The following is a 25,689-nucleotide window of genomic DNA, read 5'->3' on the forward strand; positions in this document are numbered from 1 at the left end:
TAACCAACCATGGCCATTTCTCACGAAACAAAACTGATAGGTTGCATTTTGCCGCGCTAATGAGCGGGAAAATTAACCACAAGTCGCAAACGACCGCCGCTATTCTGCGGGAATTAACTCATCGTCCCTCAGAGTAGTTCTCGCGCAGGACAAAACCGTGCCCGAACTTGCTGGTGCGGAACTGTCCCAAAACAATGCAGGCGAGTTCATCGTCGTATCTTCAGCAGGCAGAGGTCCCGTGGGGACCTGAAAGGTGAGGCAAAGTGGCTGTCAGGGCATCCATTTTTGACATCGTGAGTAGCTCGACTGGCGTTCTCGCCTTCGTCGACCGGATGGAAACGGCACGCTCGCGTATTGAGGAGCGTTTTCTCGATGGTGGCGCGGCGCTCCTGTCGATCCTCGATGTGCTGAACAAGCTGATCACCTCCCTCGACCAGTTGACCGGTTCGCTGGACGAAGGAACGGCGAACGCCACGATGACCGAGCTGAAGAGCACGGTCGAGCGGCTGTCGCACCTGACCAGGCTCGAATCCGGACGCCAGGTTGGCTTCCAGGAAATCGCCTCCGCGGAAAGAAAACTGCGGCCTCAGATCGAGGACATGCAGGAAACGCTGCGCTACCTGCGCACCTTCGCTGTGACCGCCAAGATTACTGGTGCCGGTATTGCCGATTTCGCGGGCTTCGCGGAAGAGATTCTCGCAAAGATCCAGGAGGGATCACGCCAGGTCAACGATCTGGCCGGCAAGCTGAGCACCCTCGGTCATGGCCTAGGGCCAGTGATGATCAAGGGAAAGGCGATCCTGGCGAGCTACGACGAAACGGTGCCGCAAATCGTTTCCGGCCTCTCCAACGGCGCGGCTGAGATCGGCAAACACCGCAAACTGCTCGTCGAGCGCGCAGCAAGGGTGCGTACCGTCGCAAGCGGCATCCAGTCGAAGCTCGCCTCGACGCTGTCGGCCATGCAGGTCGGCGATATCACCCGCCAGCGTATTGAACACTGCCAGTCGAGCCTGCGCATCCTTTCGGATTATCTGGAAGCGCCTGGGGCCGCAAAACTAACCGGCGGCCAGCGCGAAAGCCTGTCTCTGATCATCCGCAAGCTCGTCTCGCTGCAGCTCAATCAATCGATCTCCGACTTTGAACGCGATACTGCAAAGATCGTCGCCATCGTCGCAAGCTTCCGGTCCGATCTGTCGCAGATCGAGGCCCTTCGTGCGGCGATGACCGATGCCGACAGCGGCAACAACAACAATGCGATCCGACAACTTGAAACCGGTGTGGCCGCCGCTCGCGGCGCCGTGCGCGAAATCGAGGATGTCGCCCATCGCGCCGGCGAGCTCAGCCGGGCGACCAGCGACACTGTCAGGGAACTTCTCGACGGCATCGGCACTGTCCAGATCGTGCGCACCGACATTCATTATATGGCACTCAATACCAACCTGCGCTGCAGCAAGATAGGCGAAGAGGGCAAGGCTATAAATGTCGTGACCGCCGAACTGCGCAACTTTGCAGCAGCGCTCGACGGAACGGCTGAAAAGATCCTGACTGAACTCCAGACGCTGGAAATCGCCGCCAACAAGCTGACCAGCGTGCATGGCGAAGAAGGTGAACAAAGCCTCGATCAGCGCCTCGAAAACGCGCTTGAGAATATCCGCTCCGTCGGCGACCGGATGGATGCTCAGATGCTGGCGCTCGGCGATCAGAGCAGGACGGCCGTCGGCGAAATGGATATCGCGCTCGCCCGGTTGAACTTCAACGCCGAACTCGGCGAAGTGCTGCGCGCCTGCGCAGACGAGATGGAACTCGATGAGGACGTCTTCGAAGCGCCGGGCCTTGAAGAGGCGCTTGCGGAAGTCGGTGGCCGTATTGCCCGTCTTTATACGATGGTGACCGAACGCGAATTGCATGCCGCGGTGCTCGGCACGCCGCCGCCGATGGTCGCCGCTGCTGCCGCCACCACCATGTCGGATGAAGACATCGACGATGCCCTGTTCTGATCGGCCGGCGCCTGCGCGGACCGGCGGGGGCTGCATTCAGCGGCTTGTCCTGTTAAGATAAAGCGAAGGCCGCGCCTTGACCTTTGGGTGCGCCTGGGTCATGTGACCGCCTTTACTGACGCAGCGCTTGGAATACGGGACGAACCCCGCAAGTGCTCTAGAAGAGAAACACAATGAGCAAGCCAACATCCTCGGCGCCCTCCCAGCGCATGCTTCGCGTTGGCGAGCAGGTCCGCGCCGCCATAACCCAGGTCCTGCAACGCGGCGAAGTGCGCGACGACCTCATCGAAAAGACTGTGATCTCGGTGTCCGAAGTGCGCATGTCGACAGACCTTAAGGTCGCCACGGCCTACGTGACACCCCTCGGCCTGCCGGATCATGCGGCAATCATCGAGGCGCTGAACCGCAACGCCAAATACATTCGCGGCCGCATCGGCGGTCAGCTCCGGCAGATGAAATACATGCCGGAAGTCCGCTTCCGCGACGATACCAGCTTCGACAACTACAAGAAGATCGATGAGCTGCTGCGCTCGCCGGAGGTCCAGCGGGATCTCGACGGCGGCAATGAAGACAAAGAATAATCAAGAGAACGCATGTCAAAACCCCGCAAACCAAAGGGCCGCCCGATTTCCGGCTGGCTGATCCTCGACAAGCCGGTCGACTTCGGCTCCACCGAAGCCGTCTCCAAGATCAAGTGGCTGTTCAACGCCCAGAAGGCGGGACATGCCGGTACGCTCGATCCGCTCGCTTCCGGCATGCTGCCGATTGCGCTCGGCGATGCGACCAAGACCGTGCCTTACGTTATGGACGGACGCAAGATTTATGAATTCGCCGTCAGCTGGGGCGAAGAGCGTTCGACCGACGACCTCGAAGGCGAAGTCACAGCCGCTTCGGATATGCGTCCCGACGAACAGTCCATCCGCGATCTGCTGCCGAAATACACCGGCACGATCAGCCAGATCCCGCCACAGTTCTCGGCGATCAAGATTGCCGGCGAACGGGCCTATGACCTCGCTCGCGATGGCGAGACGGTCGATATCCCTTCCCGCGAAGTGGAGATCTTCCGGCTGACGCTGCTCGGCGTCACCGCGGACAAGGCGCATTTCGAGGTGGAATGCGGCAAGGGCACTTATGTGCGCGCGCTGGCCCGCGACTTCGGCCGCGATCTCGGCTGCTATGGTCACATTTCCGAACTGCGCCGCACCTTCGTCGCGCCGTTCGCCGAGGAAAAGATGGTTCCGCTCGCCGATCTCGTGGCGCTTGAGGAGATCGAGGACCGCGACGAACGCCTGGCGGCGCTCGATGAGTTCCTGATCGACACTGCCGAAGCGTTGTCCAGCCTGCCGCATCTGCCCGTCACCGACGATCAGGCGCACAGGCTGAAAATGGGCAACCCGGTCATTCTGCGCGGCCGCGATGCGCCGCTTGCGGAGGCCGAGGCCTATGCGACGGTGCGCGGCAAGCTGATCGCCATCGGCGAGATCGGCCAGGGCGAATTCCGGCCGAAGCGGGTGTTCGGCTGATCGGCGGACGCCTCTTCCAATTGCAACGTGAATGGTCTATAGGCAGCGCCAGCATCAGGAGCCTATAGGCATCCTACTGCATTCATGGCCGAAGCTGAACGACATCTCGGCTTCTGGCGTCTCGTTCTCCTCTTTACGAAAGGATCGTAAGATGTCGATCACTGCCGAGCGCAAGACTGCGCTGATCAAGGAATATGCAACCGTCGAAGGCGACACCGGTTCTCCGGAAATTCAGGTCGCAATCCTGACGGAACGCATCAACAACCTGACGGGTCACTTCAAGGATCACAAGAAGGACAACCACTCGCGTCGTGGCCTTCTGACCATGGTTTCCACCCGTCGCTCGCTTCTTGATTATCTCAAGAAGAAGGACGAGGCCCGTTACAGCAAGATCATTGCTGCTCTGGGTATTCGCCGCTAAAAATTTCCGGCGGGCGCTCTTGGGGTGCCTGCCGGTTCTTTATTCGGGCCAAGGTCCGATGAAATGTTTGCGCTACGCCCTAGTTCGCGTGGTGACTGCCCGCAGACCCGGATGGGCCGGATCTGCCAAACAAACCGTTGACCTGTCATGGGGCAGGATTGCCGGATGCTTTCGGCCAAAGCCCTCGGGGCTTTAGCCGCGGCTCCTTTCCAGGATGCCGGTGATGCAAAGCCTCCCGTTGTCTTGCCCATGATGTGTCACATTGATTGCGGTCGACTGTACGCTACGCCCGATATCGGCGATGCGTGTGCTCCCGCATTGAAGGACAAGACATATGTTCAATACTCATTCCGTCGAAATCGAATGGGCCGGCCGCCCGCTGAGGCTGGAAACGGGCAAGATCGCCCGCCAGGCTGACGGCGCGGTTCTCGCAACCTACGGCGAGACCGTCGTTCTCGCGACCGTCGTTTCCGCCAAGGCTCCGAAGCCGGGCCAGGACTTCTTCCCGCTCACCGTCAACTACCAGGAAAAGACCTACGCCGCCGGCAAGATTCCGGGCGGCTATTTCAAGCGCGAAGGCCGTCCGTCGGAAAAGGAGACGCTGGTTTCCCGCCTGATCGACCGCCCGATCCGCCCGCTCTTCCCGGAAGGCTACAAGAACGACACCCAGGTCGTCGTTACCGTCGTCCAGCACGACCTTGAGAACGATCCGGACGTCTTGTCGATGGTTGCGGCATCTGCTGCGCTGACGCTCTCCGGCGTTCCGTTCATGGGCCCGGTCGGCGGCGCCCGCGTCGGTTACATCAACGGCGAATACGTCCTGAACCCGCATCTCGACGAAATGGACGAGTCGGTTCTCGATCTCGTCGTCGCCGGTACGGGCGATGCCGTCCTGATGGTCGAATCCGAAGCCAAGGAACTCAACGAAGACATCATGCTCGGCGCCGTCATGTTCGGCCACCGCGGTTTCCAGCCGGTCATCGACGCGATCATCAAGCTCGCTGAAGTCGCCGCCAAGGAACCCCGCGAGTTCGAACCGGAAGATCATTCCGCGCTCGAGGCCGAAATGCTCCAGCATTTCGAAGCCGAGCTTCGCGAAGGCTACAAGATCACCCAGAAGGCTGACCGTTACGCAGCCGTCGACGCCGTCAAGGCGAAGGTGAAGGCCCACTTCTTCCCAGAGGGCGCCGAGCCGAAATACAGCGCCGAAGTCATCGGCGCCGTCTTCAAGCACCTGCAGGCCAAGATCGTTCGCTGGAACATCCTCGACACCAAGAGCCGCATCGATGGCCGTGATCTCGAGACCGTCCGCCCGATCGTTTCGGAAGTCGGCATCCTGCCGCGCACCCACGGTTCCGCCCTCTTCACCCGCGGCGAGACCCAGGCGATCGTTGTCGCCACGCTTGGCACCGGCGAAGACGAGCAGTACGTCGACAGCCTGACCGGCATGTACAAGGAGCGCTTCCTGCTCCATTACAACTTCCCTCCCTACTCGGTTGGTGAAACCGGCCGCATGGGCTCCCCGGGCCGCCGCGAAATCGGCCATGGCAAGCTCGCATGGCGCGCCATCCGCCCGATGCTGCCGACTGTCGAGCAGTTCCCCTACACGCTGCGCGTCGTTTCCGAAATCACCGAGTCCAACGGCTCATCTTCGATGGCGACCGTCTGCGGCACCTCGCTCGCACTGATGGACGCCGGCGTACCGCTGGCCAAGCCGGTTGCCGGCATCGCCATGGGCCTCATCCTCGAAGGTGAGCGTTTCGCGGTTCTCTCCGACATCCTCGGCGACGAAGACCACCTCGGCGACATGGACTTCAAGGTAGCGGGTACTGCCGACGGCATCACCTCGCTGCAGATGGACATCAAGATCGCCGGTATCACCGAAGAGATCATGAAGGTCGCGCTCAATCAGGCACAGGGCGGTCGCAAGCACATCCTCGGCGAAATGGCCAATGCCATCACCGAGAGCCGCGGCCAGCTCGGCGAATTCGCACCGCGCATCGAAGTGATGAACATCCCGGTCGACAAGATCCGTGAAGTCATCGGTTCGGGTGGCAAGGTCATCCGCGAAATCGTCGAAAAGACCGGCGCCAAGATCAACATCGAGGACGACGGCACCGTCAAGATCGCTTCGTCTTCGGGCAAGGAAATCGAAGCGGCCCGCAAGTGGATCCACTCGATCGTTGCCGAGCCGGAAGTTGGCGCTATCTATGAAGGCACGGTCGTCAAGACCGCCGACTTCGGCGCTTTCGTGAACTTCTTCGGCGCCCGCGACGGCCTCGTGCACATCTCGCAGCTCGCTTCCGAGCGCGTTGCCAAGACCCAGGACGTAGTCAAGGAAGGCGACAAGGTCTGGGTCAAGCTGATGGGCTTCGATGAGCGCGGCAAGGTTCGCCTGTCGATGAAGGTCGTCGACCAGGCCACCGGCCAGGAACTCAAGAAGGCTGAAGGCGAAGCCGCCGAATAAGGCCTTCGTCTTCCCGAGACATCGAGGCGCGGAAGCTCTTCCGCGCCTTTTGTTTATCTGCTTCACGAGACGAACCCACGAGACTAGCCATGAGCCGAGACGCCCTGAAGACCCTGTTCCACCCCTTCGACACCGAGGCTGTTCCGATGCCCGGCGAAGGCGAGCGCGTGCTCTTCCTGGGCGCCGAGGCAGGCAATGCCTTGCCCGAGGGGTTTGCGGCGGAAATCACCGCGGTGCAGCCGTTCCGGCCGCTGTTCCGGACCTTGCGCGAAGGCGCCTTTCCCGAGGCCGAGGGCGACGGTTACGATTTTGGGCTGGTGCTCTGCGGCAAACATCGCGGCGAGAACGAGAACCGTGTCGCCGAGGCTCTCGAGCGCGTCAGAACGGGAGGCGTCATCATCGTCGCCGGCGGTAAGGAAGATGGCATCCAGCCGCTTCGCAACACGCTCCTGAAGCTTGGCATCGAACTCGATTACACCCCGAAATATCACGGCGTCGCCATATGGTTCGCCAGGCCCGCCAATGCCGACGCAGCGATCAAGGCGCTGAAGAAGTCGACCGTGGTGATCGACGCCCGGTTCGAGGCTGCACCCGGCATGTTCTCCCACGAGCGCGTGGATGCAGGCTCGGAACTGCTCGCAGGCCGCCTGCCGACCGATTTCGACGGCAACGCCGCCGACTTCGGCGCCGGCTGGGGATATCTCTCGGTGATGCTGGCTGAAAAGTCGAAGCGTGTGAACCGCATCGATCTCTTCGAAGCCGATTACCAGGCGCTGGAATTTGCCAAGCGCAACATCGCGCGCAATTGCCCGGATCTCAACGCCCGTTTCTACTGGCAGGACCTTGGCGCCGAGCCGCCGAAGGAAAAATACGACCTCGTCATCATGAACCCGCCTTTCCACGAGGCGCAGGCGACGGATCCGGAACTCGGCAAGACGATGATCCGCACTGCCGCTGCGGCACTCAAGAACGGCGGCCGCCTGATGCTGGTCGCCAATCGCGGCCTGACCTACGAGCCGGTCCTGGCCGAAGGTTTCCGCGAAAGCGGCGAGACTTGCCGCAACGCCCGCTTTAAGGTTCTATGGGCGAAGAAGTAGCCTCGCAAGGACCGATATGCTCGATCGAGATCCGATTGTCATCGCTGACGCAGGGCCGTTGATCCGCCTCGCAGCGGCGGGGCTCCTCGATTGCATGCGGCTCACCAATCGCAGGATTGTCATCGTCGATCGGATCGAGGAGGAAGTCTGCAGTGATCTCTCCAAACCTTATGCGCCGGAGATCGAGGCCTGGATGACGTCCATGAACGGGGCGATCGAGCATGCAGAGACGTTGGAGGGCATCGCGATCGCGGCATTGCGCGATCGTGCGACAACGCCGGAAGCGCAGGACAAACTCAAGCGGGCATTGAGGAACAGCGGCGAACGCGCCATTCGCGAATACATCGAAGCAATGGACCCGCAGGATACGGATGAGGCATTGGTCCTTTATGAGGACGGCGCCGTTCCGAATCTGATGGCAGCAGCAACGGTTCCGATGACGCTTTTGACGACCCGCGCCTTCGTCAGGGAAATCGAAGAGCGTGGCTACAATCTCGATGCCGTTCAGGCGCTTGAAGCCGTTCCATACAATCTGAAGCCGGCAATACGCACCGTTATCGATGCGAACAGCGGGCCTTCAGAAGGTTTCCCAAAATAGCGCTTACTCCGAATCCGCGTTCCGCAGCCGGTCGAGGCTCGGCAGCGACGTGATGTTGTAGCCGGCATCCACGTAGTGGATTTCGCCGGTCACGCCGCGGGAAAGGTCCGAGAGCAGGTAGAGGGCCGAGCCGCCGATATCCTCGATGGTGGCCGTGCGACGCAGGGGCGCGTTCTTCTGGTTCCAGGAATAGATCGCGCGTGCATCGGAAATGCCCGCACCCGCAAGCGTGCGCACGGGGCCTGCGGAGATTGCGTTGACGCGGATGTCGCGTGGGCCGTAATCGGCGGCGAGATAGCGCACCGAGCTTTCCAGCGCCGCCTTTGCAACGCCCATGACGTTGTAGTTCGGGATGACCCGCATCGAGCCGCCGTAGGTGAGCGTCAGGATCGTTCCGCCGTCGATCATCAGGTCCGCCGCCCGTTTGGAAATCTCGGTGAAGGAGAAGCAGGAGATCACCATCGTGCGGCTGAAATTCTCGCGCGTCGTGTCGGCGTAAAGGCCTTTCAGCTCGTTCTTGTCGGAAAAGCCGATGGCATGCACCAGGAAGTCCAGCTTGCCCCAGCGTTCCTTGATCGCCGCGAAGGTCGCGTCCACCGAGGCGATATCCTCGACATCGCAAGGCACCACGAAATCGGAATTGAGTTCGGCTGCGAGCGGCTTGACCCGCTTGCCGAGCGCTTCGCCCTGAAAGGTGAAGGCGAGTTCGGCGCCTTGCGCTGCGACGGCTTTCGAAATCCCCCAGGCGATGGAGTGATTATTGGCGACCCCCATGATCAGGCCGCGTTTCCCCTGCATGATTCCGGTCATGGATTTACCCGTTAAAGCGCTGGAAGACGAGCGTGGCGTTGGTGCCGCCGAACCCGAAGGAATTGGAAAGAACCGTATCGATCTTGGCGTCGTCGATCCGCTTGCGGACGATCGGCACACCTTCGAATTCCGGGTCCAGGTTCTCGATATGGGCGCTTTCGCCGATGAAGCGTTCCTGCATCATCAAAAGGCCGTAGATCGATTCCTGCACGCCGGCGCCGCCAAGCGAATGGCCGGTCAGCGACTTGGTCGACTGGATATGCGGGATCTTGTCACCGAAGACCTGGCGGATTGCGCCGATCTCCTTGCTGTCCCCGACCGGCGTCGAGGTGCCGTGGGTGTTGATGTAGTCGATATCGCCTTTCACGGTCGCCAGCGCCTGGCGCATGCATCGCATCGCGCCTTCGCCCGAGGGAGCGACCATGTCGTAGCCATCCGACGTCGCACCGTAGCCGACGATTTCCGCATAGATCTTGGCGCCGCGCGCTTTGGCATGCTCGAGTTCTTCGAGAACCAGCACGCCGGCGCCGCCGGCGATGACGAAACCGTCGCGGTCGACATCATAGGCGCGGGAGGCCTTGTCGGGATTGTTATTGCACTTGGTGGACATGGCGCCCATGGCGTCGAACAGGTTCGACATCGTCCAGTCGAGGTCCTCGTGGCCACCGGCGAACATCACGTCCTGCTTGCCCCACTGGATCATCTCCGCAGCGTTGCCGATGCAGTGCGCGGATGTCGAGCAGGCGGACGAGATCGAATAGTTGACGCCGTGGATCTTGAACCAGGTGGCGAGCGTCGCGGATGCCGTGGACGACATCGCCTTCGGCACGGCAAACGGGCCGATCCGCTTCGGGCTGTTGTTCTTGAGCGTGATCTCGGCGGCTTCGATCAGCGTGCGGGTGGACGGGCCGCCGGAGCCCATGATGATGCCCGTGCGCTCGTTCTCGCCGATATCCTTGTCTTCGAGACCGGAATCGGCGATCGCCTGTTTCATGGCGACATGGTTCCAGGCGCCGCCCTGGGAAAGGAAGCGCATCGCGCGGCGATCGACGAGATCGGTCGGGTCGAGCGTCGGCCTGCCCCAGACCTGGCACTTGAAGCCGTGCTCCGCGAAATCGGGAGAGAAGGAAATGCCGGACTTTGCCTGACGCAAGGATTCGGTGACTTCGGCGGCATCGCTCCCGATCGAGGATACGATACCGAGACCCGTTACAACTACCCGTCTCATCTCATCAAAACCTTTTCTGCTTGTTCTGCTTTGGCCGCCACGCAGGATCAGGCGGCCTTTTCCTTCGACAGGCCTACACGAAGGTCCGTCGCCTGGTAAATGGTTTCGCCATCTGCCTTCAGCCAGCCATCGGCGGTGCCGAGCACCAGGCGGCCGCGCATGACGCGCTTGAAGTCGATGCCATACTCAAGCAGCTTGGTATCCGGGCGTATCATGCCCTTGAACTTCACTTCGCCGGTCGACAGAGCCATGCCGCGTCCGGGTTCGCCGAGCCAGCCGAGGAAAAAGCCGGTCAACTGCCACATGCCGTCGAGACCGAGGCAGCCCGGCATGATGGGATTGCCTTCGAAATGGCAGGGGAAATACCAGTCGTCCGGTCGTACGTCGTACTCGGCGCGGAGATAACCCTTGTCGAAAGCTCCGCCTGTTTCCGAGATATCGGTGATGCGGTGGACCATCAACATCGGCGGCAGCGGAAGCTGCGCATTGCCTGGTCCGAACAGCTCACCATGGGCGCAAGAGAGAAGTTCTTCGTAAGAGAAGCTGGACTGCCTGGGTGCCATAAATTTCCGTTCCCCCCGTTGAACCTTAGACCTTTTGTTTCAGCAGCGTATTGCAAGATCGGTCGGAATTGAAGCGTAACGATGAACTTGCGCTCCGCCTGGGGATGGCAGCCGAGCCGCTGGAACATGCGTTTGTTCTGGTCCGCATATAGGAAGCTACAGGCGCAAACCAGAGGCTTGTAGCGAAATTGCGCGTTTTTGGCGCTCTCGCCGCAGGTATCCTCCGGAAACTATTGAAACTACCGTCCGTAAAAGTTATATCGGAAAGTCAAGATACCTGATATTGGCGTGAAACGGCAGGAGTTGACGGGTAATTATGGCAGAAGCCATTACGGACATCGAGACGAGACTGCGCCATTGCGGCCTGCGTCCGACGCGGCAGCGCATTGCGCTTGCCGACCTGTTGTTCGCCAAGGGTGACCGCCATCTGACCGTCGAGGAACTGCACGAGGAAGCCACCTTTGCCGGCGTCCCGGTTTCGCTCGCGACCGTCTACAATACCTTGCATCAGTTCACCGAAGCCGGTCTCATCCGCGTGCTCGCGGTTGAAAGCGCCAGGACTTATTTCGACACCAATATTTCCGATCACCATCACTTCTTCGTCGAGGGCCGCAATCAGGTGCTCGACATTCCGGTCAGCAATCTGCAGATCGACAACCTTCCGGAAGCTCCCGAAGGCATGGAAATCGCTCATGTGGATGTGATCATCCGTCTGCGCGAAAAGAAAAGCTGACGCCTCTCACGGCCTTTTCTTTCCTTTGATTGCTTCGTCCTGGTCCCGTCCGGGACGCGGCCTGTAGCGTGGCAATGTCCAGCCATAGTGGATCGCGCCACCGCGCAGGCCGAAGGCGAGCGCCGCGCCCAGCCCCGAACTTGCGTAGACCGGCAGGCCGAGTGCATTCGCCGCGGTAAACCCGCAGGCGCCCGCGAGGGCGGCGGTGATGTATATTTCCGGCCGAAGCAGAACCGAGGGTTCGTTGGCGAGAAGGTCGCGCAGGATGCCGCCGAAGGCGGCTGTCAACGCTCCGGTGACGATCGCGATCGTCGGCGATCCCGTAGCCGCGAGACCTTTTGCTGCACCGAGCACGCTATAGGCCGCAAGCCCGATCGCGTCGAGCCAGATCAGCAGGCGAAAGCGCCATTCCACCCGATGCGCGGTGCAGAACACGAAGGCGCCCGAGACGACGCAGATGAGAATATAGGTCGGGTCCAGCACCCAGAAGACCGGCGTGCGACCAAGGAGGATGTCCCTGAGCGTACCGCCGCCGAGCCCGGTGACCGCCGCGAAAAATAGGAAGCCGACGAGGTCGAGTTGCTTTCGCGAAGCGGCAAGCGCGCCGGTCGCGGCAAAAAGCGCGATGCCGGCATAGTCGAGTATTGTCAGCAGAGACATGTCAGACCTTGTGATCCAGCGTCGCGCAAGTGCGGGCCGTTAGCATAACCGCCGATCGTTGCGTGCGTCATCCTTCGATGCGCGCCTTGAACAGATGAATTTGCAGAGGTTCGCCAGTGAAAAAGCTTTTGATCATTGTCGCGCAGGCGCTCGTCCTGATGTTTGCGCCCACACTTGCTTTTGCTCAGCAGCCGCAGCGTTTCAGTGATCCGGAAATTTACGAGAAGGATTACTTCCGCAAAGAGTGCAAGACCGTCGATTTCGGGCCGCTCTTCATCAAGCGCTTCGACATCAACAACGACGGCATGCTCGACCTCGTTTCCAACCAATCCGAAGTAACCTGCGATGGGGTGAGGGGACCGCGTTGCGCCAGTGAAGGCTGCCGCTACAATTTTTATGTGCAGATCAAGGAAGGCGGCTACGTCATGGTCGCCACCGCCCAGCTTTATCACTACGATTTCGTTCAGTACTTCGGCAACATGGTCTTCGAACTGACGATGCATCCCCGCTTCTGCGGTCGCACCGACGCGGCGCCCTGCGAAATGCGCGTCAGGGTGCGCGGCCTTGATTTCAACATCCTGTCGAAAAAATAGAACGGCCCGGCAGAGGGCTTATTTCGGAAAGATCTCGCCGATCCGCCCGGTGAGATAATAGGCCGTCAGGCTCATCCACTCGCGGGCTGCAGTCGTCGTCAGCTGCGCATTCAGCGCCGGCTGGGTGAAATCCAGCGATAGGCGGACGATGCCGCTGGTGCGGTAGTCGACCGGCCACGGCGTCACCTCCGTTCCGGCGGCCCGGAACAGGCCCATCGATCGCGGCATATGGAAGGCAGAGGTGATCAGCAGGCAATCGTCGAGCCCCTGAGCCTTCAGAAGCCCGGCCGTATTCACCGTATTCTCATAGGTCGTGCGGGACGCATTCTCCTTCACCAGTCGATCGGCCGGGATGCCGAAGGCGGAGAAGAACCGTTCCGCAGCCTGCGCCTCTCCTTCGTAGGCGCCGCTGATCGAACCGTCTCCGCCGGAAATCAGGATGCGTGCTTGCGGATGATTACGGGCGAGCCGCAACGCCTCCACGAACCGGTCGGCGGCCTGATTGAGCTCGATGCCGCCGCGCACGGTCGTCACCTCGTTTTCAAGCACGCCGCCGAGCACGATCATGCAGGAAACCGACCGGGGTTCCTGCATCGGCTTTGGAATGCGGCCCTCCAACGCCTGCAGCGCCATCGTGCCTGTCGTAGTGAAAAGCGTCACGAACAGCACCAGTGCGGTCAGCAGCGCAGCAAGGCCGCCAAGCCGGCGCCAGCCGACGGCGATGAGAACTGTGGCAAGGGCGGAGAGAAGAAAAGCAAGCGAGAGGGGCTGGGCAAAGACCCAGAAGAGTTTTGAAAGCAGGAACATCAATGTCCTTCGAGGCGATCAGGCGCGGCGGCGGGCTGAGGCGATCGGCTGCTGGAAATGCAGGTGCAGCGGGCGCGGCAGAAGTGTCGTCGCCAATGCAACCGCAAGGGCCAGAACCGAAACGATCCAGAGCGCATGGCTGCCTGCATATTTCGTCAAAAAAGCGCCCGTCACCGCGCCGCATGCCATTCCGGTCCAGGGAACAGTCTGGATCAGCCAGCCGGTCGGGTTACGGTCGCCGATCAGCCAGCGGCCGATGCCGCGGCCAAAGCGGGAAAGCGCACCCGTCACATAGGTGAGCCCGATCGGCAGCCCTTCGATATGTTCGACCGTTGCGTTGATCATGCCCATCGACAACACGACCAGATAGAATTGCAGCCGAGGATACCCCCCCGCGTCGGGGACGGTCGAGGCGGCGGCAAGCAGGATGGAGACGCTTGCAAGCACCACGAATGTGCGGCGCGCCGACACCGTATAGGCAAGCACGATGCCAAGCGCGTTGCCGAGGATGAAGACCCAGAGCGCGATGAACAGGATGATCGCATGGCTATAGTCGCCGTCGGCGAAGGCGATGGCCGCGCGGGTCGTGTTGCCGGTCATGAAGGACACGAAGTCGCCCGAGAGCAACAAGCCCACCGCATCCGTCATGCCCGCCACGAAGGAAATGGCGGCAACCAGCGCAAGGCCTGTCACGGTCCGCCGCCTGCGGATGATGCGTCTTCGTCTTTCCCTGCTCATGGAGCCCCTTCTTCCGCGTAAATCTGCGCGAATCACGCCTTGAGGCGTTGATCTAGGACAATGTCGGATAAGTGGAGAAGAAATCGCAAATAGCGTCCCGAAGCGAGTCCTATCTCGGGTCCAACCAGGCATCGATACCCTTTGCCGCGGCCCGGCCCGTCGCAAGACACGCGGTCAGCAGGTAGCCACCCGTCGGGGCCTCCCAGTCGAGCATTTCCCCGGCGGCGAAAAGGCCCGGAAGCGGTTTCAGCATGTAGTTTTCGTCAAGGTCGCTCCAGGCGATGCCGCCGGCGGATGAGATCGCTTCCGCGATCGGTCGCGGGCGGACAACCGGGATCGGCAGAGACTTGATCAGCCTCGCCAGTTCCTCCGGGGACATGCGGTTGATATCGCCAACAAGCTCGCGAAGCAGAGCGCTCTTCACGCCCTCCAGCCCTGCTCCCTTGCGCAGGCGGTTGGAGAAACTCGCCTTGGCATCTTGCCGGGTAAGGTCGCGGCCAAGTCGCTCCAGCGTGCGGCCGGGTGCGAGGTCGACGGTCAATGTCGCCTGGCCTTGCACAAAAAGCCGGTCCCGAAGTGCTGCTGAATGGGCATAGACAAGGCTGCCTTCGATCCCCTGCCCGGAGATCACGAATTCGCCTTGGAATGTGCCGGCGTCGGAAGTGGTCGAAACGGATTTCAGCGGCTCTCCGGCGAAACGGTCACGAAATGCCTCGCTCCAGGCAACATCGAAGCCGCAATTGGCCGGCTGCAGATCGGCGACTTCAACACACTTGTCCTTCAGCCACGGCACCCAGGCGGCATCCGAGCCAAGCCGCGGCCAACTGGCGCCGCCCAGCGCTACAAGAGCGGCATCCGGCTGGACCGTGACGGGCCCTTCCGGTGTTTCGAACCGGTAACCGTTTTGGGCAAACCCTATCCAATGATGCCGTGCCCTGAGCGCCACGCCCTGCGCCTCCAGCCGCCGCAGCCAGGCGCGCAATAGCGGCGAGGCCTTCATAACCGTCGGAAACACGCGGCCGGAGGTCCCCACGAAGGTTTCCGTGCCAAGCCCCTGCGCCCAGTGCCGAACGTCGCCCGGCGTGAATGCCTCGAGGGCAGGGCGCAGTCGAGCGGAGGCGCTTCCGAAACGCGCCGCGAACTTTGAAAAATCTTCCGAATGGGTGATGTTCAGCCCGGATTTCCCGGCGAGCAGGAATTTCCGCCCGAAGGTCGGCATCGCCTCGTAGACGGTCACGGAATGGCCGGAGGCGGAGAGAACTTCCGCCGCCATCAGCGCTGTCGGGCCGCCGCCGATGATCGCGATCTGCTTTGTCATGCCTCCCGGTTAAGGCAGATCAGTCCGCTTTGCCATAGCCTCCGGCGGTCGGCGTCTGGACGGTCACCGCTTCGCCCGCCTCGATGATCGTCTGGGCGCAGCCCCCAAGCTCTTCGAGCGTGCCGTCGAGGCGTCGTACTGTCGTCTTGCCAAGCTCGCCGGTTTCGCCGCCCTCAAGCCCGTGCGGCTTGATCGTCCGGTGCGAGGAAAGGATGGCACAATCCATTTTTTCGAGGAAACGTATGGTGCGTTTCGTGCCGTTGCCGGCCGAGAACCTACCCCTGCCGCCGGAATTGTCGCGGATGTGAAAATCTTCGAGCAGTACCGGATAACGGGTTTCCAGGATTTCCGGATCGGTGAGGCGGGAATTGGTCATGTGCACATGCACCGCATCCGTGCCTTCGAAACCGGTCCCGTCGTTGAACGCGCCGGCCGGCGAGCCGGAGCACAGCGTCTCGTAATATTGGTAGGTCGCGTTGCCGAAGGTGAGATTGTTCATCGAGCCCTGGCTTGCCGCCATCGCCCCGAGTGCGCCGAACAATGCGTTCGTCACGTGCTGGCTGGTCTCGACATTGCCGGCCACGACAGCCGCCGGATATTGCGGCTTCAGCATCGACCCTTCCGGCACGATGATCCGGATCGGCCGCAGGCATCCCGCGTTCATGGGAATGGAGCTTTCGACCATGACGCGGAAGACATAAAGCACCGCGGCCCGGGTGACCGGTTCCGGTGCATTGAAGTTGTTCTTCTTTTGCGGGCTCGTTCCGGTGAAATCGACAGTCGCCTCGCGTTTTGCCTTGTCGACGGTGATTTTCACCTGGATCACGCTGCCCTGGTCGGTCGGGTAGGTGAATTCAGAATCGCCAAGTTTTTCGATGACGCGGCGGACGCTCTCCTCCGCATTGTCCTGCACGTGGCCCATATAGGCCCGCACCACGTCCAGCCCGAACTGCGCAATCATCTTGCGCATCTCGTGCACGCCCTTTTCGTTGGCGGCGATTTGGGCGCGAAGGTCCGCGACGTTCTGGGCGACGTTGCGGGCGGGGTAGGGGTGGTTGGAGAGGAGATCGGTGATGCCGGCCTCGTCGAACCGGCCGCGATCGACGAGCAGCACATTGTCGAACAGCACGCCCTCCTCGTCGACGGTGGTCGCAAGCGGCGTCATCGAACCCGGCGCGGTGCCGCCGACATCCGCGTGGTGTCCGCGCGAGGCGACGTAGAACAGGATGTGTCTACCCTCGGAATCAAAGACCGGCGTAACGACGGTGATATCCGGCAGGTGGGTGCCGCCATTATAGGGCGCGTTCAACGCAAACACGTCGCCGGGGCGGATCCTGCCCTGGTTCTGAGCGATGACGCTTTCGACCGACCGGTCCATCGAGCCGAGATGCACCGGCATATGCGGGGCGTTCGCCACCAGCGCGCCATCCGCATCGAAGACGGCGCAGGAGAAGTCCAGCCGTTCCTTGATGTTGACCGAAGACGCGGTGTTCTGCAGCGTCACGCCCATCTGTTCGGCGATCGACATGAAGAGGTTGTTGAACACTTCGAGCAGCACCGGATCGGCCTGCGTGCCGATCGGCCTGGCGCGGGAAAGCTCGGCGACGCGCTTCAGAACAACGTGGTTCAACCCGGTGATCTCGAAAGCCCAGCCGTCTTCGACGACGATCGTCTGATGCGGCTCGACGATCAGGCACGGGCCGTTTGCGCGCGAGCCAGGCTTGATCTCGGCGCGCCGATAAACTGGCGCTTCGCGCCATGCACCGCCGGAGAAGAACTTTGTCTGTTCAGCCGCCGTTGGCGCGCTATCGTCCAATTCGAATTCCGGTTCGTCGGAATCGGCGCCGCCGCCGATCGCCTCGACCTCGTAGGCCTCGAAAATGATCTCTCGGTTTTCGAAGATGAAGCCGAACTGTTTCCTGTGCGCCGTCTCGAAGGCGACCGTCATGTCGGCGGCGTCGGTCACGGTTACGGGCAAAGTCGTATCCGTGCCCTGATAGCGCAGGTGCGCGCGGTGCAGAACCTCGGTATCCGCCTGGGAAACACCCTGCGACGCCATTTCCTCCAGCACGCTGGCGGTCAGCTCGTCCTGGGTTGCCTCAAGCGTCTCCAGCGCGGCCGCAAGCTCGTGAGATACCGTGCGCTGGCGTGTGGCCCGGATATCCGCAAGCCCCATGCCATAGGCCGACAGGATGCCCGAAAACGGATGGATCATCACGGTCGAAATACCGAGCGCATCCGCCGTCAGGCAGGCATGCTGGCCGCCGGCGCCGCCGAAGCAGGTCAGCACGTAATGGGTGACGTCGTAGCCGCGCTGGACGCTGATCTTCTTGACCGCATTCGCCATGTTCTCGACGGCGATCGCCAGGAAACCATCGGCCACTTCTTCCGGTGAACGGCCGTCGCCGATCACCTTGGCCATGTCGTCGAAGGCGGCGCGCACCGCATCCGCATCAAGCGGCTGGTCGCGGTTCGGGCCGAAGATCGCCGGAAAGAGTTTTGGCGAGAGCTTGCCGAGCATGACGTTTGCGTCTGTAACGGTCAGCGGCCCGCCGCGGCGATAGGCTTTCGGGCCGGGATTGGCACCGGCGGAATCAGGGCCGACGCGAAAACGGCCGTTCTCGAAATGCAGGATCGAACCGCCGCCGGCAGCGACCGTATGGATCGACATCATAGGCGCCCGCATGCGCACGCCCGCCACCTCGGTTTCGAACGAGCGTTCCAGCTCGCCGTCATAGTGCGACACGTCGGTCGACGTGCCGCCCATGTCGAAGCCGATCATCCGGTTGAAGCCCGCCAGCCGCGAGGTCTCGACCGCGCCGACCACGCCGCCGGCGGGGCCGGAGAGAATCGCATCCTTGCCCTGGAATAGCCGCGCCGCAGTCAATCCGCCGGACGACTGCATGAACATCAGCTGCGCACCTTGCTTGTTGGCGACGTCGAGCCCGGTGCCAAGTTCACCGGCAACCTGTTCCACATAGCGACGCAGGATCGGCGAGAGATAGGCGTCGACCACGGTCGTGTCGCCGCGCCCGACCAGCTTGATCAGCGGCGAAACCTCGTGACTGACGGAAACCTGCGTGAAGCCGATCTCGCGGGCGATCCCTGCCACCAGCTGTTCGTGGGCCGGATACCGATAGGCATGCATGAAGACGATCGCGACGGCGCGGAAACCGGCGTCGAATTGCTCCTGCAGCTGCGCGCGGATCGTTGCGGCATCCGGTGCAGCTTCGATCGTGCCGTCGGCACGGACGCGTTCGTCCACCTCGACCACCTGTTTGTAGAGCAGCTCGGGCTTGACGATCTTCTTGGCGAAGATGTCGGCGCGGGCCTGATAGCCGATCGCCAGCGCATCGCGGAAGCCGCGGGTCGTCACCAGCAGTGTGCGCTCGCCCTTGCGCTCCAACAGTGCATTGGTGGCGACTGTCGTGCCCATCTTTACCGCGCCGATGGCATCGGCGGGTATGGCAGTGCCGGCCGGCACGCCCAGGAGTTCGCGAATCCCTTGTACGGCCGCATCACGATAGGCTTCCGGATTTTCGGACAGGACTTTATGGGCGACAAGCGATCCGTCCGGCTTCCGGCCGACGATGTCGGTGAACGTGCCGCCGCGATCGATCCAGAAATCCCACTTAGCTTCGGTCATGTTCCGCCCTCAAATCAAACTCGATAGGCAATAACGAAAACATTTCGTCGATAAAACGTCAATGATTAGTTGACAGGAAAATGCACATTGAAGCATCATGCTCGCTGAACGGGCAGGAAGCCGCCAAGAGCTCCACCCGGATAACCGGCAACCGAGGGGAGCCGACCATGCCGTTTTTCATATCCTGTTACGGGAGGCCGATCCATGTCCTCCGTTGATCCGCATCATAGCATTCTTCCGGAATTCCTTCGACGAGCGCTGGACGGCCTGTATCTCGCCGCTGGGTATCTGGGAGGCGTATTTCTCGTGGCGACGTTCGCAATCATGCTGTCCCTGTCGGCCGGCCGGCCGCTGGGCGTCGATATTCCCGCCGGTGACGACTTTACCGCCTGGTGCATGGCAGCAACGGCCTTTCTGCCGTTAGCTCATACCTTCCGGTCCGCCGAACTCATCCGCATGGGGTTGCTGATCGACAGGATCGGCGGAGCGCCTCGGCGGGCGCTTGAAATCGGCTGCACAGTTGTTGCGACTTTGGCTGTCGGTTATTTCGCTTGGTATGCCGTGGACATGACATTGACCTCGTGGAAATTCAACGACGTCTCGCAGGGGGTCGTACCGGTTCCGCTCTGGATTCCCCAGATCGGCATGTCTCTTGGTCTGGTCATCCTGGAAATCGCCTTCGTTGACGAACTTCTCCACCTCCTGTTCGGTGGTATGCCACGTTACGAGAAGCCGGTGCCGAAGACCAAGGAAGAGATCATCGAGCGCGTCATGGAAAGTGGAGTCTGAAGATGGATACCACTTTCCTGGTCGAGATTTCAGGTCTCATTCTCGGCGCGATGCTCATCCTCCTTATGGGCGGAGTGTGGATTGGCATCGCGTTGCTGATATGCGGCTTCATCGCAATGCAGTTCGCCCCGGCCGGCATCCAGATCGGCGCCGCCATGGCCACCAATGCCTGGAGCGGCAGCGCGTCCTGGAGCCTTGCAGCCTTGCCCCTGTTTATCTGGATGGGAGAAATCCTCTACAGGACGCGGCTCTCGGACGAAATGTTTCGTGGCCTGTCACCTTGGCTGAATTGGCTGCCGGGACGTCTCGTTCACGTCAACGTACTTGGCTGCGGGCTTTTTGGCGCGGTCTCAGGCTCGTCCGCAGCAACGACCGCAATGGTGGCGAAAATCACCTTGCCCGAACTCAAGAAGCGGGGCTACGACGAAAACATCAGCCTGGGATCGCTCGCCGGCGCGGGCACGCTCGGTTTTCTGGTGCCGCCGTCCATTCCAATGATCGTCTATGCGGTCGCAGCGAATGTTTCGATCATCCAGATGTTCATGGCGGGTCTCATTCCGGCCGTCATCGTCATGATCCTGTACATGGGTGCGATCGTCGTTTGGTCGCTGATGAACCCCGATAAGAGCCCCGCTCCCGCCCCGAAGACGTCTTTTCCGACCAAGCTGAAGGAGACGTTGAACCTCATCCCCCTGGCGTTGCTGATTCTCACGGTCTTTTCTGCCCTGATGCTCGGATGGGCGACGGCGACCGAATGCGCGGCATGGGGCGTCCTGGGCGCCCTCGTCATCGCTGCCTCGCAGAGGGCTCTTACCTGGAGGAGTTTCATCGACAGCGTGTTGGGCGCCACCCGCATGACGTCGATGGTCATGCTGATCCTCACGGGAGCCGGCTATATGTCGATTGCCATGGGATATACGGGCATTCCCAACGCTCTTGCGGCATGGGTCGACAGCTTCCAGCTTAGCCCCTACGCGCTGATTGCCGTTCTGACGCTTATGTATGTGCTGCTCGGTTGCGCCATCGATGGCCTGTCCATGATCGTGCTGACCACAGTCGTGGTGCTGCCGATGATCCAGCAGGCCGGTTTCGACCTGATCTGGTTCGGCATCTTCCTGGTGTTGATGGTCGAGATGGCGCAGATCACGCCACCGGTCGGCTTCAACCTCTTCGTTCTCCAGACCATGAGCGGGCGCGACAGCCTGACGGTTGCGCGCGCCGCACTGCCATTCTTCTTCCTGCTTCTGGCGACCGTCGCCATCCTCACGATCTTCCCGGATATCGTGATGTTTCTGCCGAAAATGGCTTTCCCGGGATAACTAGAGAGAAAAGGGAACTGAAATGAGGAAATTGCTCTCCAATCTGGTTCGCCCGGGCATTGCGGCGGCGGCCTTGCTGGCAGCCTCCGGTGCGGCGCTCGCCCAGACCGCCTGGGTCCTGCCGTCCGCCTATCCGCCGGCGAACTACCATGTCGAGAACCTGATGCAGTTCGCCAAGGACGTCGAAACGGCTTCCGGCGGCAAATTGAAGATCACCGTTCATCCGAACGCTTCGCTCTTCAAGGCGCCGGATATCAAGCGGGCTGTCCAGACCGGTCAGGCCCAGGCCGGCGAAGTGCTGATCTCGCTGCACGAGAATGAAAACCCCGTCTTCGGCATCGACGTCGTGCCGTTCCTGGCAACCAGCTTCGACGCATCGAAGAAGCTCTATGCCGCCTCGAAGCCGGCGGTTGAAAAGGCGCTCGACGCCCAGGGTCTGAAGCTCCTCTATGCAACGCCGTGGCCACCCCAGGGCATCTTCACCAAGAAGGACGTCAACAGCACCGCTGACCTTAAAGGTCTGAAATGGCGCGCCTATAACGTCGGCACGTCGCGCATCGCCGATCTCGTCGGCGCCCAGCCGGTGACCGTCCAGGCGGCCGAACTGCCGCAGGCTCTCGCAACCGGCGTCGTCGACGGCCTGATGACCTCGAGCGCCACCGGCGTCGATAGCAAGATCTGGGAATCGCTGACCCACTATTACGATACCCAGGCCTGGATCCCGAAGAACGTCATCTTCGTCAACAAGGCCGCCTTCGCAGCACTCGATCCGGCCGTCCAGAAGGCCGTCACCGATGCAGCGGCTGCCGCTGAAACCCGCGGCTGGGCGCTCGGTGCCGAAAAGACTGCCGCCTACATGGAAACCCTCAAGAAGAACGGCATGAAGGTTCTCGAACCGAGCGCCGATCTGAAGAAGGGCCTGGCCGATGTCGGCTCCAAGCTGACCGAGGACTGGTCGAAGAAGGCCGGCGCTGATGGCGCCGCCATTCTGGACGCCTACAAGAAGATGTGATTTGAGGGGCGCCGCAGGCATCCGCCTGCGGCGCGCTCGTCCCGGGAGGAGAAATCATGGCATCGGAAAAGAGTGAATTCGGCCCGATCGTATCCTCCGGGCACCTGGCGAGCGGCGCTTTGCCGGCGCTCTCGGAGATCGAATTCGGCATGATCATGCTGAATCACGCCTTCAGCCGCTGGATGGTCCGCTGCATGTCGGCGGCCGGCGTGCCGGATCTCTCGCCGATCGATATCCTCGTGCTGCACAACATCAACAGCCGCAACAAGGCGAAGACGCTGGCCGATATCGCGCTCGTCCTCAACATCGAGGACACGCATGTGGTGACCTACGCGCTGAAGAAACTCGAACGGCTGAAACTGATCAAATCCGGCCGCCGCGGCAAGGAAAAGCTGGTCATGGTGACGGACGCGGGCGCCGAAGCCTGCAGGCGTTATGCGGCGGTGCGCGAGGAGTTGCTGGTCAAGTCGGTGCTGGCCACCGAGGTTTCGGGGGAAACACTGTCGGCGATGGCTGCCCGTCTGCGCGCGCTGTCCGGCCATTACGACCAGGCCGCCCGCGCGGCGGCTTCGCTTTAGGAAAACAGCGCATCCATCAGCGGATGAGCGGGATCCTCCATGCCGTCGAGGATGGTGAAATGATGCCTGTCCGGCTCCTCGACGGCTTCGGTTTCAGCGCCCAGTCCCTTCCAGATGCTGGAAAGCAGTGCGTTCTGGCGGACGAATTCCGCGCGCTCGCCGGCTCCGACCCAGCAGGTCACCCGAGCACCTGCAAGCGGCTCCAGCAGGGCCGGGCTTTCCGATTGCGCTTCCTCGGCGTCGATACGCTGTTTTTCGTTCATCTTCGTTTTCATGATCGGCCGCAGGTCGTGCACACCGGACAGTGAAACCGTATTGGCGATGCGGCTGCGCACTGCTTCCGGCAGCGGTGAGGTGGCTGAGATCATCCGCGTCACCAGATGCCCGCCCGCCGAGTGGCCGATCAGCCGGATCGGTCCATTGACTTTAGCTGCCGCCGCTTCGATCGCCTTGCCGATTTCCACAGTGATGCCGGAAATGCGGTTTTCCGGGGCCAATGTGTACATCGGCATGGCGACGGCATATCCGCGCTGCACCGAACCCTTGGCGAACTGCGACCAGTAGCTGTTGTCGAGGCCGATCCAGAAGCCGCCGTGGACAAAAACCACAAGGCCGGCCGGTTCGGTTTCGGGCAGGAAAAGGTCGAAGCGGTTGCGCGGTCTTTCGCCATAGGAAAGACCGAGCTTGGCGCGGCCCGCTGCGAAAAGCGTCTCGCGAAAAAGTCGTGCCGGCTCCACCCATGCTGCCGGCCAACGGTCGCCCTGGGGAATGTTGATGCCGTTGGCATAGGCATTGTCCCAGTCGCTAATCCGATGACGCATCTTCACTTTCCCTTCGATAAGGCCTGATTTCGAGCGTCATACTGGCACCGCATCGGCCCGCTTGGAAGCCGCTCAAGCGCCAAAAATGGCGGTCGCGGAAAATTATTACAAACTTAAAATTTCTCTCTTGCAACCGAGGGAAAGCAGTGCTTTTCTGAATGAAAGGCAAAAAGCCGCTCGATAAAAAACGCTTGGGAACGAAAATATGCTGGGACCGTCAGGCCATCTGGATACGTTTGCCCGCGACAATCTTCCGCCGCCAGACCAGTGGCCGGAAATCAGGCTTGATGGCTTCGATTATCCGGAATGGATGAATGCGGGCGTCGAACTCACCGACCGCATGGTCGAGCGCGGCTTCGGCGACAACACAGCGCTCATCGGCAACGGCCGCCGCCGCACCTACAAAGAACTATCCGACTGGACGAACCGCATCGCCCGCGCGCTGACCGAGGACTACGGCCTGAAACCCGGCAACCGGGTGTTGATCCGCTCCGCCAACAACCCGGCCATGGTCGCCTGCTGGCTGGCCGCGACCAAGGCCGGCGCGGTCGTGGTCAACACCATGCCGATGCTGCGGTCCGGCGAACTTTCCAAGATCATTGACAAGGCCGAAATCTCGATCGCGCTCTGCGATACGCGGCTGATGGACGAGCTGGTTGCTTGTGCCAAGGAAAGCCGATTCCTGAAACAGGTGATCGGCTTCGACGGCACGGCCAACCATGACGCCGAGCTTGACCGCGCGGCGCTGAACAAGCCGGTGCGTTTCGAGTCGGTAAAGACCGGCCGCGACGACGTCGCCCTGCTCGGCTTCACGTCGGGCTCCACGGGCGTGCCGAAGGCGACGATGCATTTCCATCGCGATATCCTGATCATCGCCGATGCCTATGCCAAGGAAGTGCTGGATGTGACGCCGGACGACGTGTTCGTCGGTTCGCCGCCGCTCGCCTTCACCTTCGGCCTTGGTGGCCTCGCGGTCTTCCCGTTGCGTTTCGGCGCTGCCGCCACCCTTCTGGAACAGGCGACGCCTGCGAAGATGATCGAGATCATCGAGACCTATAAGGCGACGATCAGCTTCACCGCGCCGACCGCCTATCGCGCCATGCTGGCGGCGATGGATGCCGGTGCCGATCTCTCGTCGTTGCGCATTGCCGTTTCCGCCGGCGAGACCCTGCCAGCTCCCGTCTTCGACGAATGGGTTGCGAAGACCGGCAAGCCGATCCTTGACGGCATCGGCGCAACCGAGATGCTGCATATCTTCATCTCCAACCGGCTCGGCGATTCCAGGCCCGCCTGCACCGGCAGGCCGCTCACCGGCTACGAAGCGATCGTCGTCGACGACGACATGAACGAAGTGCCGCGCGGCACGATCGGCAGGCTGGCGGTCAAGGGGCCGATCGGCTGCCGTTACCTCGCTGACGACCGCCAGGAAGATTACGTCAAGGACGGCTGGAACCTGACCGGCGACAGCTTCGTGGAAGACGAGGATGGCTATTTCCACTTCGCCGCCCGCTCCGACGACATGATCGTCTCGGCCGGCTACAATATCGCCGGTCCCGAGGTCGAGGCGGCCCTCCTCAAGCACGAGGCGGTGCTCGAATGCGCCGTGATCGGCGTGTCGGACGAGGCGCGCGGCACGATCGTCGAGGCGCATGTGGTTCTGGCGAAGGGCGCCGAACCAGGCGAACTGATGGTCAAGCTTCTGCAGGATCATGTGAAGGCGGTCATCGCGCCTTACAAATATCCGCGTTCGATCGTGTTCACCGAGGCCCTGCCGAAGACGGAATCCGGCAAGATCCAGCGCTTCCGCCTGAAGCAGAAGCCCTCGGCTTAACCATGGCGATTGGCGGTTGAATTTCGCCTGACATGTAGAGTGGAAGTTTCCACGCAAATGTGGAAGACAAAGAAGACCCGGCGGATGTCCAAGTCCGTCGAAGGCATCGGGAACAACACAAAAACAAACGGGAGTTCGTC

General features: G+C 61.4%; 23 protein-coding genes. 14 read left to right on the plus strand and 9 right to left on the minus strand.

What is annotated here, in order from left to right:
• Positions 1-263 precede the first annotated feature (263 nt).
• The 7 genes from ACZ9IU_RS00490 to ACZ9IU_RS00520 all read left to right on the plus strand — a co-directional run bounded on the left by ACZ9IU_RS00490 (position 264) and on the right by ACZ9IU_RS00520 (position 8,103).
• The gene (locus ACZ9IU_RS00490; RefSeq protein WP_051899925.1) at positions 264-1,997 is read left to right on the plus strand and encodes a methyl-accepting chemotaxis protein; all 1,734 of its coding nucleotides are present in this window, start codon (positions 264-266) and stop codon (positions 1,995-1,997) included.
• 173 nt (positions 1,998-2,170) lie between these two features.
• Positions 2,171-2,578 (plus strand): 30S ribosome-binding factor RbfA, encoded by a 408-nt coding sequence (gene rbfA / locus ACZ9IU_RS00495; protein ID WP_038547695.1) that lies wholly within the window; start codon positions 2,171-2,173, stop codon positions 2,576-2,578.
• A 12-nt stretch (positions 2,579-2,590) separates the two neighbouring features.
• Complete coding sequence (truB, locus tag ACZ9IU_RS00500) at positions 2,591-3,520, plus strand: tRNA pseudouridine(55) synthase TruB (protein ID WP_038547697.1); 930 nt, start codon at positions 2,591-2,593, stop codon at positions 3,518-3,520.
• 151 nt (positions 3,521-3,671) lie between these two features.
• Positions 3,672-3,941 carry a 30S ribosomal protein S15 gene (gene rpsO / locus ACZ9IU_RS00505; RefSeq protein ID WP_038547700.1) on the plus strand — a complete coding sequence of 90 codons (270 nt, stop codon included), beginning with the start codon at positions 3,672-3,674 and terminating at the stop codon, positions 3,939-3,941.
• 334 nt (positions 3,942-4,275) lie between these two features.
• The gene (pnp, locus tag ACZ9IU_RS00510) at positions 4,276-6,408 is read left to right on the plus strand and encodes a polyribonucleotide nucleotidyltransferase (protein WP_038547703.1); all 2,133 of its coding nucleotides are present in this window, start codon (positions 4,276-4,278) and stop codon (positions 6,406-6,408) included.
• 89 nt (positions 6,409-6,497) lie between these two features.
• Complete coding sequence (locus ACZ9IU_RS00515) at positions 6,498-7,505, plus strand: class I SAM-dependent methyltransferase (protein WP_038547707.1); 1,008 nt, start codon at positions 6,498-6,500, stop codon at positions 7,503-7,505.
• 16 nt (positions 7,506-7,521) lie between these two features.
• Positions 7,522-8,103: a hypothetical protein gene (locus tag ACZ9IU_RS00520; RefSeq protein ID WP_038547710.1), complete on the plus strand. Its 582-nt coding sequence runs from the start codon at positions 7,522-7,524 to the stop codon at positions 8,101-8,103.
• A gap of 3 nt (positions 8,104-8,106) precedes the next feature.
• On the opposite strand, the gene fabI is transcribed toward ACZ9IU_RS00520, so the two are convergent.
• The 3 genes from fabI to fabA are packed head-to-tail and all read right to left on the minus strand — an operon-like array spanning position 8,107 to position 10,704.
• A complete protein-coding gene (gene fabI / locus ACZ9IU_RS00525) occupies positions 8,107-8,913 on the minus strand; it encodes an enoyl-ACP reductase FabI (RefSeq protein ID WP_038547712.1) in 807 nt (268 codons plus the stop codon).
• Between the two features lie 4 nt (positions 8,914-8,917).
• Positions 8,918-10,141 (minus strand): beta-ketoacyl-ACP synthase I, encoded by a 1,224-nt coding sequence (fabB, locus tag ACZ9IU_RS00530; RefSeq protein ID WP_038547715.1) that lies wholly within the window; start codon positions 10,139-10,141, stop codon positions 8,918-8,920.
• Between the two features lie 47 nt (positions 10,142-10,188).
• Positions 10,189-10,704: a 3-hydroxyacyl-[acyl-carrier-protein] dehydratase FabA gene (gene fabA, locus ACZ9IU_RS00535; RefSeq protein WP_038547719.1), complete on the minus strand. Its 516-nt coding sequence runs from the start codon at positions 10,702-10,704 to the stop codon at positions 10,189-10,191.
• A 316-nt stretch (positions 10,705-11,020) separates the two neighbouring features.
• On the opposite strand from fabA, the gene irrA reads away from it, so the two are divergent.
• Positions 11,021-11,437, plus strand: a complete 417-nt coding sequence (gene irrA / locus ACZ9IU_RS00540; protein ID WP_038547722.1) for an iron response transcriptional regulator IrrA — start codon at positions 11,021-11,023, stop codon at positions 11,435-11,437.
• A gap of 6 nt (positions 11,438-11,443) precedes the next feature.
• Here irrA and ACZ9IU_RS00545 read toward each other — a convergent pair whose 3' ends face one another.
• Positions 11,444-12,097: a trimeric intracellular cation channel family protein gene (locus tag ACZ9IU_RS00545; RefSeq protein WP_038547724.1), complete on the minus strand. Its 654-nt coding sequence runs from the start codon at positions 12,095-12,097 to the stop codon at positions 11,444-11,446.
• Positions 12,098-12,255: 158 nt separating this feature from the next.
• Here ACZ9IU_RS00545 and ACZ9IU_RS00550 point away from each other — a divergent pair, with 158 nt between their 5' ends.
• Positions 12,256-12,690, plus strand: coding sequence for a hypothetical protein (locus ACZ9IU_RS00550; protein ID WP_244447542.1), 435 nt, complete (start codon positions 12,256-12,258; stop codon positions 12,688-12,690).
• A gap of 18 nt (positions 12,691-12,708) precedes the next feature.
• On the opposite strand, the gene ACZ9IU_RS00555 is transcribed toward ACZ9IU_RS00550, so the two are convergent.
• The 4 genes from ACZ9IU_RS00555 to ACZ9IU_RS00570 form a co-directional block, all read right to left on the minus strand.
• Positions 12,709-13,497 (minus strand): YdcF family protein, encoded by a 789-nt coding sequence (locus tag ACZ9IU_RS00555; protein WP_038547729.1) that lies wholly within the window; start codon positions 13,495-13,497, stop codon positions 12,709-12,711.
• An 18-nt stretch (positions 13,498-13,515) separates the two neighbouring features.
• Positions 13,516-14,235, minus strand: coding sequence for a YoaK family protein (locus ACZ9IU_RS00560; RefSeq protein ID WP_038547731.1), 720 nt, complete (start codon positions 14,233-14,235; stop codon positions 13,516-13,518).
• Positions 14,236-14,344: 109 nt separating this feature from the next.
• Complete coding sequence (locus tag ACZ9IU_RS00565; RefSeq protein ID WP_038547734.1) at positions 14,345-15,553, minus strand: TIGR03862 family flavoprotein; 1,209 nt, start codon at positions 15,551-15,553, stop codon at positions 14,345-14,347.
• 19 nt (positions 15,554-15,572) lie between these two features.
• A complete protein-coding gene (locus tag ACZ9IU_RS00570) occupies positions 15,573-19,199 on the minus strand; it encodes a hydantoinase B/oxoprolinase family protein (RefSeq protein WP_038547736.1) in 3,627 nt (1,208 codons plus the stop codon).
• A gap of 204 nt (positions 19,200-19,403) precedes the next feature.
• On the opposite strand from ACZ9IU_RS00570, the gene ACZ9IU_RS00575 reads away from it, so the two are divergent.
• The 4 genes from ACZ9IU_RS00575 to ACZ9IU_RS00590 are packed head-to-tail and all read left to right on the plus strand — an operon-like array spanning position 19,404 to position 22,897.
• The gene (locus ACZ9IU_RS00575; protein ID WP_051899927.1) at positions 19,404-19,988 is read left to right on the plus strand and encodes a TRAP transporter small permease; all 585 of its coding nucleotides are present in this window, start codon (positions 19,404-19,406) and stop codon (positions 19,986-19,988) included.
• Between the two features lie 2 nt (positions 19,989-19,990).
• Complete coding sequence (locus tag ACZ9IU_RS00580; protein ID WP_038547739.1) at positions 19,991-21,307, plus strand: TRAP transporter large permease; 1,317 nt, start codon at positions 19,991-19,993, stop codon at positions 21,305-21,307.
• A 31-nt stretch (positions 21,308-21,338) separates the two neighbouring features.
• Positions 21,339-22,319: a TRAP transporter substrate-binding protein gene (locus tag ACZ9IU_RS00585; protein ID WP_038549910.1), complete on the plus strand. Its 981-nt coding sequence runs from the start codon at positions 21,339-21,341 to the stop codon at positions 22,317-22,319.
• Between the two features lie 56 nt (positions 22,320-22,375).
• A complete protein-coding gene (locus tag ACZ9IU_RS00590; RefSeq protein ID WP_080719246.1) occupies positions 22,376-22,897 on the plus strand; it encodes a winged helix DNA-binding protein in 522 nt (173 codons plus the stop codon).
• On the opposite strand, the gene ACZ9IU_RS00595 is transcribed toward ACZ9IU_RS00590, so the two are convergent.
• Positions 22,894-23,718, minus strand: coding sequence for a hormone-sensitive lipase (locus tag ACZ9IU_RS00595; RefSeq protein WP_038547746.1), 825 nt, complete (start codon positions 23,716-23,718; stop codon positions 22,894-22,896). The genes ACZ9IU_RS00590 and ACZ9IU_RS00595 overlap by 4 nt on opposite strands.
• 205 nt (positions 23,719-23,923) lie before the next feature.
• Here ACZ9IU_RS00595 and ACZ9IU_RS00600 point away from each other — a divergent pair, with 205 nt between their 5' ends.
• Positions 23,924-25,549 carry an AMP-binding protein gene (locus ACZ9IU_RS00600; RefSeq protein WP_038547749.1) on the plus strand — a complete coding sequence of 542 codons (1,626 nt, stop codon included), beginning with the start codon at positions 23,924-23,926 and terminating at the stop codon, positions 25,547-25,549.
• Positions 25,550-25,689: the final 140 nt, after the last annotated feature.

It is taken from the genome of Mesorhizobium sp. USDA 4132 (assembly GCF_056279545.1).

Bases quoted from the DNA above. Each gene is read 5' to 3' on its own strand.
- ACZ9IU_RS00570 (WP_038547736.1), bottom strand. From the start codon at position 19,199: ATGACCGAAGCTAAGTGGGATTTCTGGATCGATCGCGGCGGCACGTTC.
- ACZ9IU_RS00575 (WP_051899927.1), top strand. From the start codon at position 19,404: ATGTCCTCCGTTGATCCGCATCATAGCATTCTTCCGGAATTCCTTCGA.
- ACZ9IU_RS00555 (WP_038547729.1), bottom strand. From the start codon at position 13,497: ATGTTCCTGCTTTCAAAACTCTTCTGGGTCTTTGCCCAGCCCCTCTCG.
- ACZ9IU_RS00560 (WP_038547731.1), bottom strand. From the start codon at position 14,235: ATGAGCAGGGAAAGACGAAGACGCATCATCCGCAGGCGGCGGACCGTG.
- truB (WP_038547697.1), top strand. From the start codon at position 2,591: ATGTCAAAACCCCGCAAACCAAAGGGCCGCCCGATTTCCGGCTGGCTG.
- ACZ9IU_RS00580 (WP_038547739.1), top strand. From the start codon at position 19,991: ATGGATACCACTTTCCTGGTCGAGATTTCAGGTCTCATTCTCGGCGCG.
- pnp (WP_038547703.1), top strand. From the start codon at position 4,276: ATGTTCAATACTCATTCCGTCGAAATCGAATGGGCCGGCCGCCCGCTG.
- ACZ9IU_RS00590 (WP_080719246.1), top strand. From the start codon at position 22,376: ATGGCATCGGAAAAGAGTGAATTCGGCCCGATCGTATCCTCCGGGCAC.
- irrA (WP_038547722.1), top strand. From the start codon at position 11,021: ATGGCAGAAGCCATTACGGACATCGAGACGAGACTGCGCCATTGCGGC.
- fabI (WP_038547712.1), bottom strand. From the start codon at position 8,913: ATGACCGGAATCATGCAGGGGAAACGCGGCCTGATCATGGGGGTCGCC.
- rbfA (WP_038547695.1), top strand. From the start codon at position 2,171: ATGAGCAAGCCAACATCCTCGGCGCCCTCCCAGCGCATGCTTCGCGTT.
- ACZ9IU_RS00565 (WP_038547734.1), bottom strand. From the start codon at position 15,553: ATGACAAAGCAGATCGCGATCATCGGCGGCGGCCCGACAGCGCTGATG.
- fabB (WP_038547715.1), bottom strand. From the start codon at position 10,141: ATGAGACGGGTAGTTGTAACGGGTCTCGGTATCGTATCCTCGATCGGG.
- ACZ9IU_RS00595 (WP_038547746.1), bottom strand. From the start codon at position 23,718: ATGCGTCATCGGATTAGCGACTGGGACAATGCCTATGCCAACGGCATC.
- rpsO (WP_038547700.1), top strand. From the start codon at position 3,672: ATGTCGATCACTGCCGAGCGCAAGACTGCGCTGATCAAGGAATATGCA.
- ACZ9IU_RS00550 (WP_244447542.1), top strand. From the start codon at position 12,256: ATGTTTGCGCCCACACTTGCTTTTGCTCAGCAGCCGCAGCGTTTCAGT.
- ACZ9IU_RS00515 (WP_038547707.1), top strand. From the start codon at position 6,498: ATGAGCCGAGACGCCCTGAAGACCCTGTTCCACCCCTTCGACACCGAG.
- fabA (WP_038547719.1), bottom strand. From the start codon at position 10,704: ATGGCACCCAGGCAGTCCAGCTTCTCTTACGAAGAACTTCTCTCTTGC.
- ACZ9IU_RS00545 (WP_038547724.1), bottom strand. From the start codon at position 12,097: ATGTCTCTGCTGACAATACTCGACTATGCCGGCATCGCGCTTTTTGCC.
- ACZ9IU_RS00520 (WP_038547710.1), top strand. From the start codon at position 7,522: ATGCTCGATCGAGATCCGATTGTCATCGCTGACGCAGGGCCGTTGATC.
- ACZ9IU_RS00600 (WP_038547749.1), top strand. From the start codon at position 23,924: ATGCTGGGACCGTCAGGCCATCTGGATACGTTTGCCCGCGACAATCTT.